This is a genomic window from Actinocorallia longicatena, from assembly GCF_039534125.1.
GTDB classification, from domain to species: domain Bacteria; phylum Actinomycetota; class Actinomycetes; order Streptosporangiales; family Streptosporangiaceae; genus Actinocorallia; species Actinocorallia longicatena.
In genome coordinates, this window is record NZ_BAAAUV010000017.1 from 24,007 (window position 1) to 38,877 (window position 14,871).

Genomic DNA, 14,871 nt, shown 5'->3' on the forward strand with positions numbered 1-14,871 from the left:
CAAGCGTTGAAGACCCGGCGTGTCGTCGTTCAGGCGGTCGTGAGCCGGGCGGCGCGGAGGTCGGCCAGCAGGCTCTCCCAGGCTTCCAGCTGGGAGCGCGGGCCGAACCTGGCGCGGGTCGACCGGGCGGCCTCGGCGCCGAGGCGGGCGCGCTCGGCGCCGTCGCCGATCACCCGGCAGAGGGCCTCGGCGAGGGCGTCGGTGTCCTCCGGCGGGACGAGCAGGCCGTCCCGGCCATGGGTGATGATCTCGCGCGGGCCGAACGGGCAGTCGAAGCTGACGGGGGCGAGGCCCTGGCTCATCGCCTCGGCGAGGACCATCCCGAACGCCTCCCTGCGGGAGCTCAGCGCGAACACCGACGCCTTGGCGAACTCGGCGGACAGCCGCTCGCTCTGGCCCATCAGATGGACGTGGTTGTAGAGGTGCAGCCTGAAGATCAGCTCTTGCAGCCGCTCGCGGCCGGGGCCGTGGCCGTAGATCCGCAGCTTCCAGTCGGGATGCCGCGCGACGACCTGCGCGAAGGCCTTGATCAGCATCGGGAAGCCCTTGCGCCGGGCGAGGGTCCCCGCGGCGGCGACCACCTTGCTCGCCGGGTCGCAGCGCGGCTCGTCCAGGCTGTGCAGCGCGTTGGGCAGGGCGGCGGTCCGGACCCCGGGGCCGAGCAGGCCGGCGTAGCCCAGGCGGTCGGTCTCGGTGAGCGTCACGACCGCGTCGAGGCGGCGGTACTCGGCGGCGACGGCCGGGCGCAGGTCCCCGCAGAGCTGGACGATCGAGTTGTGCACCTGGCCGATCCTGATCACCGGCTCGGGGGCGTGCCGGGCGGCCAGCAGGTTGAGGGCGGGACGGGTGGTGATGAGGACGTCGGTGTCCAGCCTGGAGAACGCGTCCGCGACGGCGTCCACGACCCCGGGGGTGAAGCGGTGCCGGAACGGCTCCCCCTCGGGGATCTCCGGGCTCGGGCCGTCGTCGAGCACTCCGCTGCCGGCCTCGGTGAGATGCCGGATCCGGACGGCCGGGTGGTAGGGGAAGCCCGGGTTCCTGCGCCAGCGGAGCGCGCTGATCAGCTCGACCTCGTGCCCGGCGTCGGCCATCGCCGCGACCTGGGTGTTGATCGTCCTGACGGTGCCGCCCATGCCGTTGGCGTTCATCAGCGCATAGGTGATCCTCACTCGCTCAGTGTCCGGGCGGAGGGCGTCCGGGGGTCCGGGTTTGCCAAGCGTTGAAGCCCTCCGGCGTGTCGATCACACGCCGGAGGGCTCCGGAAGAGGGCGTCAGAGGGTTGCGAGCGCCCGCTCGGACTCCAGGACGGCGGCCGTCGCGTTGACGACCGCGGCGATCCGCAGGGCCTCCTGGACGAGCTCACGGCCGAGGCCGCCCTCGCGCAGGACCCTCTCGTGGGACTCCAGGCAGCGGCCGCAGCCGTTGACCGCGGAGACCGCGAGGCACCACAGCTCGAAGTCGGTCCTGTCCACGCCCGGCCTGCCGATGACGCTCATCCGCAGACCGGCCGGGAGCGTGGTGTAGGCCTCGTCCCCGATGAGATGGGTGGAGCGGTAGTAGACGTTGTTCATCGCCATGACCGCGTTCGCCGCCTTGGCCGCCTCGAACGCCTCTGCCGTGAGCCGGTCGCGGGCCTCGGCGGTGACCGCGGCGATGACCTCCGCGCTCCTCGTGGCCAGGGCGGTGGCCACGACCGTTCCCCACAGCCGCTGCTCGGACAGCCGGGAGGTGGTCGTGACGGAACCCAGGTTGAGCCTGATGTCCCTGGCGTAGGGCGGAAGGGCCGATGTGAGGGAGTCGAGGCTCACGCTCGGACGCCCGCGAGGAGCTTGCCGGCGTCGAGGGTGCGCTCGCCCTTGTTCCAGTTGCACGGGCACAGCTCGTCGGACTGGAGGGCGTCGAGGACCCGCAGGACCTCCTTGACGTTGCGGCCGACGGACCCGGCGGTGACCATGACGAACTGGATCTCGTTGTCCGGGTCGACCAGGAAGGTGGCGCGCTGGGCGACGCCGTCCGCGGTCAGGATGCCCAGGTCGGAGGAGAGCCCGCGGTTCAGGTCGGACAGCATCGGGAACGGCAGGTCGCGCAGGTCCTCGTGGTGCCTGCGCCAGTTGTAGTGGGTGAACTCGTTGTCCGTGGACACGCCGAGCACCTGGCAGTCGCGGTCGGCGAAGTCCTCGTTGAGCCGGCCGAACTCGGCGATCTCGGTCGGGCAGACGAAGGTGAAGTCCTTCGGCCAGAAGAAGACGACGCGCCACTTCCCCTCGTAGGTCTTCTCGTCGATCATGTCGAAGGCGCCGTCGGCGTCGAGGGAGACGCAGGCGGTGAGGGCGTAGGCCGGGAACTGGTCACCGATAGTGAGCAAGACGATCTCCAGGGTAGTCGTGATGGGAGAACGGTAGCGCCGAGCCCGTCGCCCCGGGGCCAAGGCCGCGAAGGCCGAAATCGCCGCCCGGCCAAAAAGTAGGTCAAGTGATCCCCAGGTAGTGACGATGCGCAAGGGTCCGGTAGCCAACTGTCACCATGCTTGCGAGCATGAACACACTGACCGTCGTCGAGATCCCGCGTCCCCGCGCCTCCTCCGGGCGTCCCGCCGCCGACCGTCCCGTCGCGTCCGTGGACTTCCGCCTGACCCTGGTCGAGGAGCTCCGCGACGCCGGCGCGGACGACCGGGACGGCGACTGGCTGCTGGCCCGCCCGCGCCGCTCGCTGTTCGGCCGGGTGCTGGGACGGAGGTGAGCTACAGCCTGGCGGACGTCCGGGGGACCCTGAAGGCCAGCGACTCGTGGTGGACGGTCTACTGCGTGGACCCGCTGGCGATCCGGCTGACCCGGTGCGTCGCGAACCGCACCCGGCTCACCCCCGGCGCGGTCACGGCCGTCGCCTTCGGGCTGGGGCTCGCGGCGGCGGGGGCGTTCGCGACCGGGGCGCTGGTGCTCGGCGCGGCGCTGTCCTACCTGTGCTTCCTGGCCGACTGCGTCGACGGGAAGCTGGCCCGGCTGAAGGGCCTCGGGTCGGCGTTCGGGGAGTGGCTCGACTACATCCTCGACCGGGTGCGCACGGTCGTGTGCGCGGCGGCCCTCGGCCACGGCCTCTACGCCGCCACCGGTGACTCCGGATACCTCCTGTTCGCCGCGGGGGTCGTCCTCGTCGACGTCTTCCGCTACCTCAACGGGCAGCAGATCGGGAAGGCCCGCAGGTCCCTCGCGCCGCCCGTCCCCGCGCCCCGTGCGCCCGTGCCGGAACGCGCCCGCGACCGGGTGCGCAGGCGCTACTTCAGCGGCATCGAGTTCCAGATGGCCGTGTTCGTCGTCGGCCCGCTGACCGGCCTGGTCGTCCAGGTGACGGCCTGCGCCGCGGCCGCGCTGCTCTGCTTCGAGCTGCATCTCATCCACGCGTTCTGGCGGCAGACCCGCCGCGCCGCGACAAGCCGGATGAACCCGAGCGAACCGGTGCTCGCCGAGTAAACGGCTTCTCAAGAACCCCTCAACTGGTCACGTCTTGCGTCCATGATTGGACGCTGAGTAGCGAAGGAGAGGTGTGCCGCGTGTTCCCTGTGCGATCCGTCCTACGGCTGCTGCCCGCCGGGCTGCGCCGCAGGATGCGGCGGAACGGCCGGGGCGCGGTGATCGTCACCGGAGTCCGCTGGGACGGCGACGGCACCCTCGTGCTGACCGGGGAGCACCCCGGCCCGCGGCGCAGGGTGATCCTGCACCACCGCAAGACCGGACGCGAGCACGTCTTCGCCCTCGAGAGCGACGCGGAGAGCGGCCGGTTCACCGCCCGCCTGCCGGTCGGCCGGATCCCCGTCTTCGGTGACGAGCTGCCGCTGACGAGCGGCGACTGGACCCTGCTGCGCTGCCACTGGGCGGGCGGCAGGCTGCCCGGCGCCCGGCTGGACGGCCGCCACGAGTTCAGGGTCCGCAGGAGCGGCGCCGACGAGCTCACGCTGCGGGTGCGGCGGGCCCTCGCCCCCGACGAGCAGGGCGCCTCCGCCCAGGCCAGGCTCCGCGACCACGACTATCCCGCGCTGCGCACCAGGCCGCTGCGCGATCTCGTGCTGTACGACTCGATGAACGGCCGCCGCTACTCCTGCAACCCGCGCGCCCTGTTCGAGCGGCTGCGCGAGCAGGACCGCGACCTCGACCACGTCTGGATCTCCGCCGACGGCCAGTTCGCGCCGCCCGAGGGCGCCCGGGTCGTCCTGTCCGGGACGCGCGAGCACTACGACGCCGTCGCCCGCGCCCGCTACCTGGTCGTCAACAACCGGATGCCGCCGTGGTTCCGCAAGCGCGAGGGCCAGACCTACCTGCAGACCTGGCACGGCACCCCGCTGAAGACCCTCGGCTTCGACGTCAGGACCCTGGGCGAGGCGCGCAACGGCGCCTGGGAGCGGATCCGCGGCGACGTCCCGCACTGGGACCACCTCATCTCGCCCAACCCGTTCACGACCCCGATCATGCGGCGTGCCTACGGCTACGAGGGCCCCGTCCTGGAGACCGGCTACCCCCGCAACGACCTGCTGAACGACCCGATGCGGGACGTCCGGGCGGCACGGGTGCGGGCCGCGCTCGGGCTGCCGCCCGGCAAGCGGGTCGTGCTCTACGCGCCGACCTGGCGGGACGATCTGATCATCGGCCGCAAGCAGCGCCGGCCCTACCAGCTCGCCCTCGACCTCGGCCGGGCCCGGGCGGAGCTCGGCCACGACCACGTGCTCCTGCTGCGCGCCCACCACCACATGGGCACCGGGCGGGCGTGGCGGCACGCCGACTCCTTCGTCGTGGACGCCTCCGGCTACCCCGACATCGCCGACCTCTACCTGGTCGCGGACGTCCTCGTCACCGACTACTCCTCGGCGATGTTCGACTTCGCGGTGACCGGCAAGCCGATCCTCCTGTTCGCCTACGACCTGGAGCACTACCGCGACGAGGTCCGCGGCTTCTACTTCGATCTGGCGGCCGAGGCGCCGGGGCCGCTGGTGCGCACGTCGGACGAGCTGATCGCGGAACTCCGCTCGCCCGACGACGGCGCGCACAAGCAGGCCTACGCGGACTTCGCGGCCCGGTTCTGCCCTTACGACGACGGCCGGGCGGCCGAGCGGGTGATCAACGAAGTGTGGGGGAACTGATGCGCAGGAACGTCGCGGTGGTGCTGGCCGGGGGCGTCGGGGAGCGGATGGGGCTCGGCATCCCCAAGCAGCTCGTCCGGATCGCCGGACGCCCGGTCATCGAGCACACGATCCGGGTCTTCCAGTTCAGCCCCGAGATCGACGAGATCGTCGTCATGATGGCCCCCGGCCACCTCGACGAGGTCCGCGCGCTGGTCGCGGCCGGCGGCTACGGCAAGGTCAGCCGGGTGCTGGAGGGCGGCGCGACCCGCGGCCAGACGACCTGGCGGGCGATCAACGCGGTCGACGACGAGTGCAACCTGCTCTTCCACGACGCCGTCCGGCCCTTCCTCGACGGCCGGACCATCTCCGACTGCGTGCGCGCCCTCGACACCTACGACGCCGTCGACGTCGCCATCCCCTCGGCCGACACGATCATCACGGTCGACGAGTACGAGCGCACCGTCCTCAAGGACGTCCCGCGCCGTGACCTGCTGCGCCGCGGCCAGACCCCGCAGGGCTTCCGCCGCTCGACCATCCGCGCGGCCTACGAGAAGGCGCTCGCCGACCCCGGCTTCACCTCGGGACGGGTCGTGGCCACCGACGACTGCAGCGTGGTCCTGCGCTACTTGCCGCAGGTGCCGATCAAGGTCGTCGAGGGCGCCGAGGCCAACATGAAGATCACCCACCCGGTCGACCTGTTCCTCGCCGACAAGCTGTTCCAGCTCGCCTCCGACACCGTCCCCTCGGCCGACCGCTCCCTGCTGGCCGGCCGGTCCGTCGTCGTGTTCGGCGGCGCCTACGGCATCGGCGCCGACATCTGCCGGATCGCGGCCGCGCACGGGGCGACCGTCCACGCCTTCTCCCGCTCGCTGACCGGCACGAACATCGAGGACCCCAACGCCGTCGAGCGGGCCCTCGCCCAGGCCGCGAAGGTCTCCGGCCGGATCGACCACGTGGTCAACACCGCGGGGCTGCTGCGGATCGGCCTGCTCGCCGACACCGACGACGCCGAGGTCGACGAGATCGTCCGGGTCAACTACCTGGCGCCGATCACGATCGCCCGCGCCGCCCACCCCCACCTGCGCGCCACCGGCGGCCAGCTCCTGCTGTTCACCTCCTCCAGCTACACCCGCGGCCGGGCCGGCTACAGCATCTACTCCTCGACCAAGGCCGCGATCGTCAACCTGACCCAGGCGCTCGCCGAGGAGTGGGCGCCCACCGGGGTGCGGGTGAACTGCGTCAATCCCGAGCGGACCGCCACCCCGATGCGCGAGCGCGCGTTCGGCGCCGAGCCCGCCGGCTCGCTGCTGCCCTCGAACGCGGTCGCGCTGACCGCCGTCGACGTCCTGCTGTCGGATCTGACCGGCCAGGTCGTCGACGTCCGCAGACCCGAGGTCCCCCCCGCCCGCGAACCGGAGCACGCCCGCGTGGAGGCCCTGTGACGCCCCTGCTGAGCTGCGCGCTGCCGTTCGCCGCCGCCCTCACCGGGAATCCCTGGCTGTTCGCCGCCGTCCTGGCCCTCTCCCACCTGCTGGACCGCCGCGACCGCGGCACGGCCCGGCTGCTCGAGGGGCTCGGGATCGGAGGAAGGGCCAGGTTCACGATCCGGCAGTCGGCGGCCCTGCTGCTGCTTCCGCTGCCCGCCGGGCTGGTGTTCCTGGCGCTGACCTGGGGGAGCGTCCTGCTCCTCGCGCTGCGGACCAAGGAGGACGAACTCCACGCCGTCGTGCGGCGCACCCGGAACGTCCCGCTGAGCGGGCCCGCTGTCCCCCGGCCCTCCCGGAGGCTGCCGTCGCCCCGCCCGGTGGAGACCGCCGCGGGGATCGGCGTCGCGTTCCTGCCGTGGGCCGCGGTTCCGGCGCTGGCCGTCGTGCTCGCCATGCTCGCCCCCGTGACGCTCGGCGTCCTGCGGGCGCGGCATCTGGGCGACCGGCACCGGTGGCGGGAGCGGGTTCAGGAGTGGGCCGGCTCCTACCGGCCGGAGGTCGTCCTCTACTTCCCCGGCGGGCCCGACGCGGTCTACCAGGCGAACATGTGGCTGGAGACCGTCGCCGCCCTGGACCGGCGTTCGCTGGTGATCCTGCGGGACCCGCGGGCCGTCGCCGCGCTGGCCCCGACCGGGCTGCCCGTGCTCTGCCTGGAGAAGGTGGGCGAGGCGATGGGGCTGGAGCTGCCGTCCGTCCGGGTCGCGCTCTACCCCGCCAACAGCGGGCTCAACAGCCATCTCCTCCGGCTGCCGCACTGCGGCCATGTGTTCGTCGGGCACGGTGACAGCGACAAGACGCCCAGCTTCAACCCGTTCACGAGGGTCTACGACGAGGTGTGGGTGGCCGGTCCCGCGGGCCGTGAACGGTACCGCAGGGCGGACGTCGGGGTCAGGGACGAGGCGATCGTCGAGATCGGCCGTCCCCAGATCGAGGCGATCCGCCGGGGGCCGTCCGGCAACGAGCGCTTCACCGTCCTGTACGCCCCGACCTGGGAGGGCTGGACGGCCGACGCCGACGAGTGCTCCGTCGGGCCGCTCGGCACGGGGATCGTCGAGGACCTGCTGGCGGCGGGCGTCCGGGTGCTGTACCGCCCGCACCCGCTGACCGGCCGCCGCTCGCCCGCCGTCGCCGCCGCCCACCGCGGGCTCCTGGCCCGGCTCGAGGTCGCGGACGGTCCCCTCCACGAGGCGTTCGCCCGGACCGACCTCCTGGTCTGCGACGTCTCCAGCGTCATCTCCGACTACCTGGCGTGCGGCCGTCCCTACGCCGTCACCAATCCGCGCGGCCTGGCCGAGGCCGACTTCCACGCCCGCTGCCCGTCCGCGTCCGCGGGCCATCTGCTCGACGGCGACGGCACCGCCGCCGCCCTGGCCGAGGTGATGGGGCCCGACCCGCTCGCGGAGCGCCGCAGGGAGCTCAGGCTCCATCTGCTGGGCCCGGACGAGCCGTCGCCGCTCACCCGCTTCCGCGACGCCGTCGACATGATCGCCAAGCGGGCCGAAACATGAACAGGAGCCGTGTGTCCCCCAAGCTCAGCGTCGTCGTTCCCGTCCACGATGTGGAGGACTACCTCGCCGCGTGCCTCGACTCGCTGGCCGCCCAGACCCTCACCGACCTGGAAGTCGTCATGGTCGACGACGGCAGCACCGACGCGAGCTCCGTCATCGCCAAGGCCATGGCCGGCCGCGACCCGCGCTTCCGGCTGGTCCAGCAGGACCCCGCGGGGCCGGGGCCGGCCCGCAACGCCGGGGTCAGGCTGGCGTCGGGGGAGTACCTGGCCTTCGCCGACGCCGACGACGTCGTCCCGCCGGACGCCTACCGCCTCATGGTCGCCTCGCTCGACCGGACGGGCTCGGACTTCGCGACCGGAGCCGTCGAACGCCTCCAGGACGGCCGTCTCGTCCGCTCGGTCCTGCACCAGGGCCTGCACGCCGAGCGTCTCGAACGCACCCATGTGTCGCGGCACGAGGTGCTGGTCAGGGACAGGACCCCCTGGAACAAGGTCTTCCGCCGCTCGTTCTGGGACGCCCACCTGTTCGTCTTCCCGGCCGGCCTGTACGAGGACCCGCCGGTCAACGTGCGCGCCCACGCGGTCGCCAAGGCCGTCGACGTCCTGCCCGAGGTCGTCTACCACTGGCGCAAGCGCGACGGCTCGATCACCGAGGAGCGCTACGACTCGGCCAACCTGGAGCAGCGGCTGGCCTCGGCCAGGACCGTCCGGGACGACCTGGTGGTCCGCGCGCCGAAGCTCGTCGGCGCCTACGACCGGCACGTCCTGGTCGACGTGGAGCTGCGGGTGCTGTTCGAGGGCCTCGAGCGGCTCGACGAGGCGGCCGGGCCGCTCCGGATCGGCGCCGGGCTCGCCGCCGCCATGGATCCCGCCTCGGTCGCGGGACTGCCCGCGATCGAGCGTCTCCGCCTGCACCTGCTCGCCACGGGCGCCGAGGACCGGCTGCGCGAGCTGCTCCGGTTCGAGCGGCTCGGAGGCACGGCCGCGACCACGGTCACCCGCCGGGGCCGCCGCTGGTACGCCGACCTGCCGTTCGCCGGGAGCGAGCCCGACCACCTCTACGACGTCACCGCCGAACTGCACCCGGTGGCCAGGGTCGACCGCTGCGACTGGACGGACGGGGTCCTACGGCTGGAGGGTCACGCCTACGTCCGCCACCTCGACGCCGCCGGTTCGTCGATCCGGCTGTGGCTGGTCTCGGCCCGCGGGCTCGGCCTGGTCCGGGTCCCCCTCACCCGGGTCGACCGGCCCGACGTGACTGCCGGGTCGGGTCAGTCGGCCGTCTGCTACGACGCCTCCGGCTTCACCGCCGAGATCCCGGCGACCGCCCTGCGGACCCTCGGGAGGTTCCGGCCGGCCGACTGGAGGCTGTACGTGGAGATCGTCAACCAGGGGGTCAGGCGCCGCCGCAGCCTCGGGAACCCGGGGTCGGCCGCGCAGAAGTGGCCTGCGGCCGTCCGGCTCTCCGGCGGGCTCCAGGCGGAGGCCGTCGCGGGGCCGGGACAGTACCTGCTGCGGGTCCGCCGGATCGAGGCCGAGATCACCGGCCACGAGGTCACCGGGGACGGGCTCGTGCTGTCGGGACGGCTGGCGGGCCGGCCGGGGGACAGGACGATGCTGGTCGCCGATTCGGGTTCGGTGAAGGTCAGGGCCGTCGCCGCGACCGACGGGCGGGACTTCCGGGTCGTGCTCCCGCTGGCGGACCTGGCGGAGCCGATCGGTTCCGGCTGGACGTTCAAGATCGGTGGCAGGGCGCTCAGGACCGAGCTCGAGGACGCGGTCGTCCCGGTGCCCGGCGGCGAGCTGGCCTTCACCCGGACCCGGTTCGGGACGTTCCGGGTCGTGGCCAGGACCCCGGTGCCGACCGTCACCGGGGTCGGCTGGACCTCCGACGGCGAACTGCGCCTGACCGGGGTGCACAGCGGCCGAGCGGAGGATCCGGCCGTGCTCCGGCTGCGCAGGCGCAGATCGTCGGAGGAGTACACCGTCCCGCTGACCTGGGAGGACGGCGGGGTCTTCAGCGCGTCCTTCCGGCCGGCGGCGATGCCCGGCACCTGGGGGGAGATCCCGCTGGGGCGGGGCCGCTGGGAGGTCCTCGGCGAGGACGACACCCCGGTCGTGGTGGCGCGCAGCGGGTTCCGCTCGCTGCCCGCGCCGAGGGTCGCCGGCGACCACGAGGTCGCGGTCACCCTGCACAAGGTCGACGAACTGGGCCTGAAGGTCGAGGCCGCCCTCACCCCCGCCGAACGCGGGAAGTACGCCCAGGCCCGGCTCAGCGGCACCGCCTACCGGGCGTGGCGGCGACGGCCCGTCCTCGACCTCGCGGTCTTCGACGCCTACAAGGGCCGCCAGTACTCCTGCAATCCGCGCGGCATCTTCGAGGAGATGCGCCGCAGGACGGGCGGGGAGGGCGGCGGGATCGACTGCGTGTGGGTGACCGCGGACGGGCGCTTCCCCGTCCCCGACGGCGCCCGCGTCGTCCTGGCCGGAAGCGAGGCGCACTACGAGGCGCTCGCCCGCGCCCGGTACGTGTTCGGCAACTTCTCGCAGGAGCCCTGGTACGCCAAGCGCGAGGGCCAGACCTACGTCCAGTGCTGGCACGGCACCCCGCTGAAGAGGCTCGGCCGCGACCTCAGGGAGATGTCCTACAAGCGGACCGAGGGCCGCGACTGGACCGAGCACGACGTCCCCCAGTGGGACCTGCTGCTCGCCCAGAACGCGTTCTCCGTCCCGCTGTTCCGCCGGGCGTTCGGCTATGACGGCGAGGTCCTGGTCAGCGGCTACCCGCGCAACGACGCCCTGCACCGGCCGGACGCCGCGGCCCGCGCGGCCGAGGTGCGGCGCAGGCTCGGCGTCCCCGAGGGCAAGCGGGTCGTCATGTACGCCCCGACCTGGCGGGACGATCTGCACTCGGCCATCGGCAAGCGCGGCTTCCGGCTGGAACTCGACCTGAACCGGCTGGCCGGAGCCCTCGGCGACGACCACGTCGTCCTGCTGCGCACCCACTACCTCGTCACCGACCGGCCGGCGTTCCGGCCCGGCGGCGGCGTCATCGATGTCACGACCTATCCCGACATCGCCGACCTCTACCTGATCACCGACGCGCTGATGACCGACTACTCCTCGGCGATGTTCGACTTCGCCTCGACGGGCCGACCGATGTTCTTCTACACCTACGACCTGGAGCGCTACCGCGACCACGTCCGCGGCTTCTACTTCGACTTCGAGGCCGAGGCGCCGGGGCCGCTGCTGAGGACGCCCGACGAGGTCTTCGACGCGCTCGGCGAGCTCGACGCCGCCCACCCCGGCCGGGAGCGCTACGCGGACTTCGCCGCGCGTTACTGCCCGCACGAGGACGGCTCCGCCGCCGGCCGCGTCCTGGACCACCTGTCATGAGCGCGCCCAGGCTGACCGTCGTCGTCGCCTTCCGCGACGCCTCCGACCGGCTCCAGGACTGCCTGGAGTCGATCGCCGCCCAGACGCTCTCCGACCTCGAGGCCGTCATGGTCGACGACGGCTCGATCGACGGCGGCGAGGTCGTCGCGAAGTCGTTCGCCGAGCGCGATCCCCGGTTCCGGCTGACCGAGCGGACCGGCGGGACCTCGGCCCGCGACCTCGGCGCCCGTCAGGCCCGCGGGGAGTTCCTGGCCTTCGTCGACCCCGACGACCTCGTCCCGCCCCGGGCGTTCGCCGCCCTGGTGGAGGCGCTGGAGACCACCGGCGCCGACGTCGCCTGCGGTGCCCTCATGCGCAAGGAGACCGGCCGCACCACCCTGGTCGCGCCGGAGCCGCCGCTGGACGAGCATCTGGCCACCAAGCTGTTCCGCACCGGGTTCTGGCGGCGCCGCGCCCTCGAGTTCGGCCCCGGCGGATGCGGGGCGGCGGCCGTCGTCCGCGCCCAGCTCCTCGCCTCGGCGGTCACGACGGTCGAGGCGCCGGTCCGGGTCCGCGACGACGTGCTCCGCCCGGTCGCCGCGAAGTACGACGCCGCGACCCTGCTGAAGGCGCTCGCCGAGGCCAGGGCCGTCCGCGACGTCCTGCTGGAGCACCGCCCCGGCCTGGTCGCGGAGTTCCGGCGCAGGATCGCGGCCGGGCTGCTCGGCGATCTCATCGACGCGATCCCCCGCACCACCGCCGGCGACCGCGGGACGCTCATGATCCAGGGGGCGGAGTTCCTGCGCGGCGCCGACGTGTCCGGCCTGCCCGCCCTGGCCAGGCTGCGGCTCCATCTGCTCGGCGCCCGGATGCCGGACGAGCTCGTCGAGGTCGCGGCGACCGACCAGGCGCCGATCGTCGGCGCTCCCGTCTTCCGGCGCCGCACCCTCACCGGGGTGCGCTGGTATGCCCGCTACCCGTTCTACGGCACGCGCAAGGACCTCCCCCGCCACCTCTACGACGTCACGGACGAGCTCACGCTCCAGGCCCGCGCCGACGAGCTCCGCTGGACGGGCGACCTGCTGACGGTCACCGGCAGGGCCCACTTCGGACGGGTCGACGTGGCCGCAGAGGACGATCTGCGGATCCGGCTGACGCTCCGCGACACCAAGCACGGGACCCGGGTGCCGCTGCCGGTCCGGCGGGTCAGGCGGCCGGAGATCACCGCCGCCTCCGGCCAGCAGACCGCCTGCTACGACTGGGCCGGATTCGTCACCGAGATCGATTTCGCGGCCCTGCCGTACGGCAGGAAGGGGCCGCGGGCTTCGGAGTGGGAGATCGAGGTCGAGGCCTCCGCGCAGGGGCTGCGCGAGCGGCGGCCGCTCGGCTGCCCCACCGCCCCGCAGGCCCGCTGGATCAGGTCGAGGGACCTGGAGTCCGGGGTGCGGATCCGCCCGGTCTCCGGCGGCGACCGCTTCGTCGTCAAGGTCGGCAGGCCCGCGGCGGTCGTCACCGGCCACCGCCTTTCCGGGGACGGGATCGAGATCGCGGGCCGCGCCCGTACCGAGCCGGGCACCGGCGCCGGGCTGACCGCCCGCACGAAGGACGGCCGGCGCTTCACGGTGCCGCTCACCCCCTCCGGGGCCTTCGGGTTCACGGCGGTGCTGCCGCTGGCGGGCTTCACCGCCGAGGCCGGGCTCGGCGAGCTGTGGGACTTCTGCCTGGAGGCGGACGGCCGCTCCCACCGCCTGCTGCTCGACGAGGACGTCCCCGAGGCCCGCTACGCCCTGGGCGACGGGGACGAGCTCAGCCTCACCCGGACCCTCGGCGGCCACTGCCGCGCCCGCGTCGGACCCGCCCGCCCGATCGCGACCGGGGTCCGCTGGGACGGCCCCGACCTCGAGATCAGCGGCAGGCACCTCGGCCCGTCCGGACGGCAGGAGGAGATCACCGTCCGGCACCGGCAGACCGGTGAGGAGTGCCCGGTGCCGCTGCGCTGGACGGGCGACCGCTTCTCCTTCCGTTTCCGGCCGGGCCACACCGGTTCCGGCCTCGCCGGGCCGCTGATCCCCGGCACCTGGCGGTTCCTGCTGGACGGCACCGAGCTGGGCGCCGAGCGCCGGGTCCTCGCCGACCTGCCCGAGGCGAGGGTCGCGGGCTTCCACGAGGTGGAGGCCAGCGGGCGGACCGAGGCGCTGGAACTGCGCGTCCGCCTGGCCCTGGGCCCCGACGAGCGGGGCCGGTACGCCCAGCGGGTCCTGCGCGAGCGCGAGTACCCGCGGTCGCGGGCCGAACCGCTTCTCGATCTCGTGGTCTTCGACTCGTTCAAGGGCAAGCAGTACTCCTGCAACCCGCGCGCGGTCTTCGAGGAGCTCCGGCGGCAGGGCGGCGGGCTCGACTGCGGCTGGGTGTCGAGCCAGGGGCAGTTCACCGTCCCCGACGGCGGCCGCCCGATCCTGTTCGGCAGCCGCGACCACTACGAGGCCCTGGCCAGGACGCGTTACGTCGTCAGCAACGAGGCCCAGCCGCCCTGGTACGACAAGCGCCCCGGGCAGACCTACGTCCAGTGCTGGCACGGCACCCCGCTGAAGCGTCTCGGCCTCGACGTGCCGATGCTCCCGCACAAGCGCCAGGACGTCCGGAGCTGGATCGCCCAGGAGGTCGTGCGCTGGGACCTGCTCGTCTCGCCGAACCCGTTCACGACCCCGATCATGCGCCGGGCCTACCAGTACGACGGCCCGGTCATCGAGAGCGGCTATCCCCGCAACGACGTCCTCAGCGCCCCCGGCCGAGAGGAGATCGCCGCACGGGTCCGCAGGCGGCTCGGGATCCCCGAGGGCAAGAAGGTCGTCCTCTACGCCCCGACCTGGCGCGACGACCAGCTCGTCGCCCCCGGACGGCGCGCGTTCGAGCTGGCGCTGGACGTCGAGGCAGCGGCGAAGGCGCTCGGCGACGACCACGTGCTGCTGATGCGCACCCACTACCTGGTGACGGACCGCGTCTGGTCGCGGATCGAGGACTTCGTCCTCGACGTCTCCCGCTACCCCGACATCGCGGAGCTCTACCTGGTGGCCGACATCCTGGTCACCGACTACTCCTCCGTCATGTTCGACTTCGCCATCACCGGCAAGCCGATGCTGTTCTTCACCTACGACCTGGAGCACTACCGCGACCGGGTCAGGGGCTTCTACTTCGACTTCGAGGCCGAGGCGCCGGGGCCGCTGTGCCGCGATTCCGCCGAGCTCTTCGAGGCCGTCCGGGACCTGGACGCGGTCACGGAGGCGCACGCGGAGCGGTACCGGGCGTTCCGGGAGAAGTTCTGCCCGTTCGACGACGGGCACGCCGCCGAGCGCGTCATCGCGCGTCTCCTCGAGCTGGGGAACGGGTAG

Annotated in this window: 10 protein-coding genes; 7 read left to right on the top strand and 3 right to left on the bottom strand. The window is 73.2% G+C overall.

Annotation, left to right across the window (positions count from 1 at the left end):
* Positions 1-29: 29 nt before the first annotated feature.
* The 3 genes from ABD785_RS27895 to ABD785_RS27905 all read right to left on the bottom strand — a co-directional run bounded on the left by ABD785_RS27895 (position 30) and on the right by ABD785_RS27905 (position 2,365).
* Entirely contained in the window at positions 30-1,169 is a 1,140-nt protein-coding gene (locus ABD785_RS27895; RefSeq protein WP_344834051.1) for a glycosyltransferase family 4 protein, read from the bottom strand.
* A 102-nt stretch (positions 1,170-1,271) separates the two neighbouring features.
* A complete protein-coding gene (ahpD, locus tag ABD785_RS27900; protein WP_344834055.1) occupies positions 1,272-1,808 on the bottom strand; it encodes an alkylhydroperoxidase, AhpD family in 537 nt (178 codons plus the stop codon).
* On the bottom strand, positions 1,805-2,365 hold the full coding sequence (locus tag ABD785_RS27905; protein WP_344834057.1) for a peroxiredoxin: 561 nt from the start codon (positions 2,363-2,365) through the stop codon (positions 1,805-1,807). Before ABD785_RS27905 ends, ahpD begins: the two co-directional genes overlap by 4 nt.
* A gap of 170 nt (positions 2,366-2,535) precedes the next feature.
* Between ABD785_RS27905 and ABD785_RS27910 the strand changes: the two genes are divergently transcribed.
* The 7 genes from ABD785_RS27910 to ABD785_RS27940 all read left to right on the top strand — a co-directional run bounded on the left by ABD785_RS27910 (position 2,536) and on the right by ABD785_RS27940 (position 14,871).
* Positions 2,536-2,739 (top strand): hypothetical protein, encoded by a 204-nt coding sequence (locus ABD785_RS27910; RefSeq protein WP_344834059.1) that lies wholly within the window; start codon positions 2,536-2,538, stop codon positions 2,737-2,739.
* Entirely contained in the window at positions 2,736-3,467 is a 732-nt protein-coding gene (locus ABD785_RS27915; protein ID WP_344834060.1) for a CDP-alcohol phosphatidyltransferase family protein, read from the top strand. The genes ABD785_RS27910 and ABD785_RS27915 overlap by 4 nt, the downstream gene beginning before the upstream one ends.
* 80 nt (positions 3,468-3,547) lie before the next feature.
* On the top strand, positions 3,548-5,128 hold the full coding sequence (locus ABD785_RS27920) for a CDP-glycerol glycerophosphotransferase family protein (RefSeq protein WP_344834063.1): 1,581 nt from the start codon (positions 3,548-3,550) through the stop codon (positions 5,126-5,128).
* Positions 5,128-6,552, top strand: a complete 1,425-nt coding sequence (locus tag ABD785_RS27925; protein ID WP_344834064.1) for an SDR family NAD(P)-dependent oxidoreductase — start codon at positions 5,128-5,130, stop codon at positions 6,550-6,552. The genes ABD785_RS27920 and ABD785_RS27925 overlap by 1 nt, the downstream gene beginning before the upstream one ends.
* Positions 6,549-8,105, top strand: a complete 1,557-nt coding sequence (locus tag ABD785_RS27930) for a CDP-glycerol glycerophosphotransferase family protein (protein ID WP_344834065.1) — start codon at positions 6,549-6,551, stop codon at positions 8,103-8,105. The genes ABD785_RS27925 and ABD785_RS27930 overlap by 4 nt, the downstream gene beginning before the upstream one ends.
* 11 nt (positions 8,106-8,116) lie before the next feature.
* Positions 8,117-11,503 carry a bifunctional glycosyltransferase/CDP-glycerol:glycerophosphate glycerophosphotransferase gene (locus ABD785_RS27935; protein WP_344834066.1) on the top strand — a complete coding sequence of 1,129 codons (3,387 nt, stop codon included), beginning with the start codon at positions 8,117-8,119 and terminating at the stop codon, positions 11,501-11,503.
* The gene (locus ABD785_RS27940; protein ID WP_344834069.1) at positions 11,500-14,871 is read left to right on the top strand and encodes a bifunctional glycosyltransferase/CDP-glycerol:glycerophosphate glycerophosphotransferase; all 3,372 of its coding nucleotides are present in this window, start codon (positions 11,500-11,502) and stop codon (positions 14,869-14,871) included. The genes ABD785_RS27935 and ABD785_RS27940 overlap by 4 nt, the downstream gene beginning before the upstream one ends.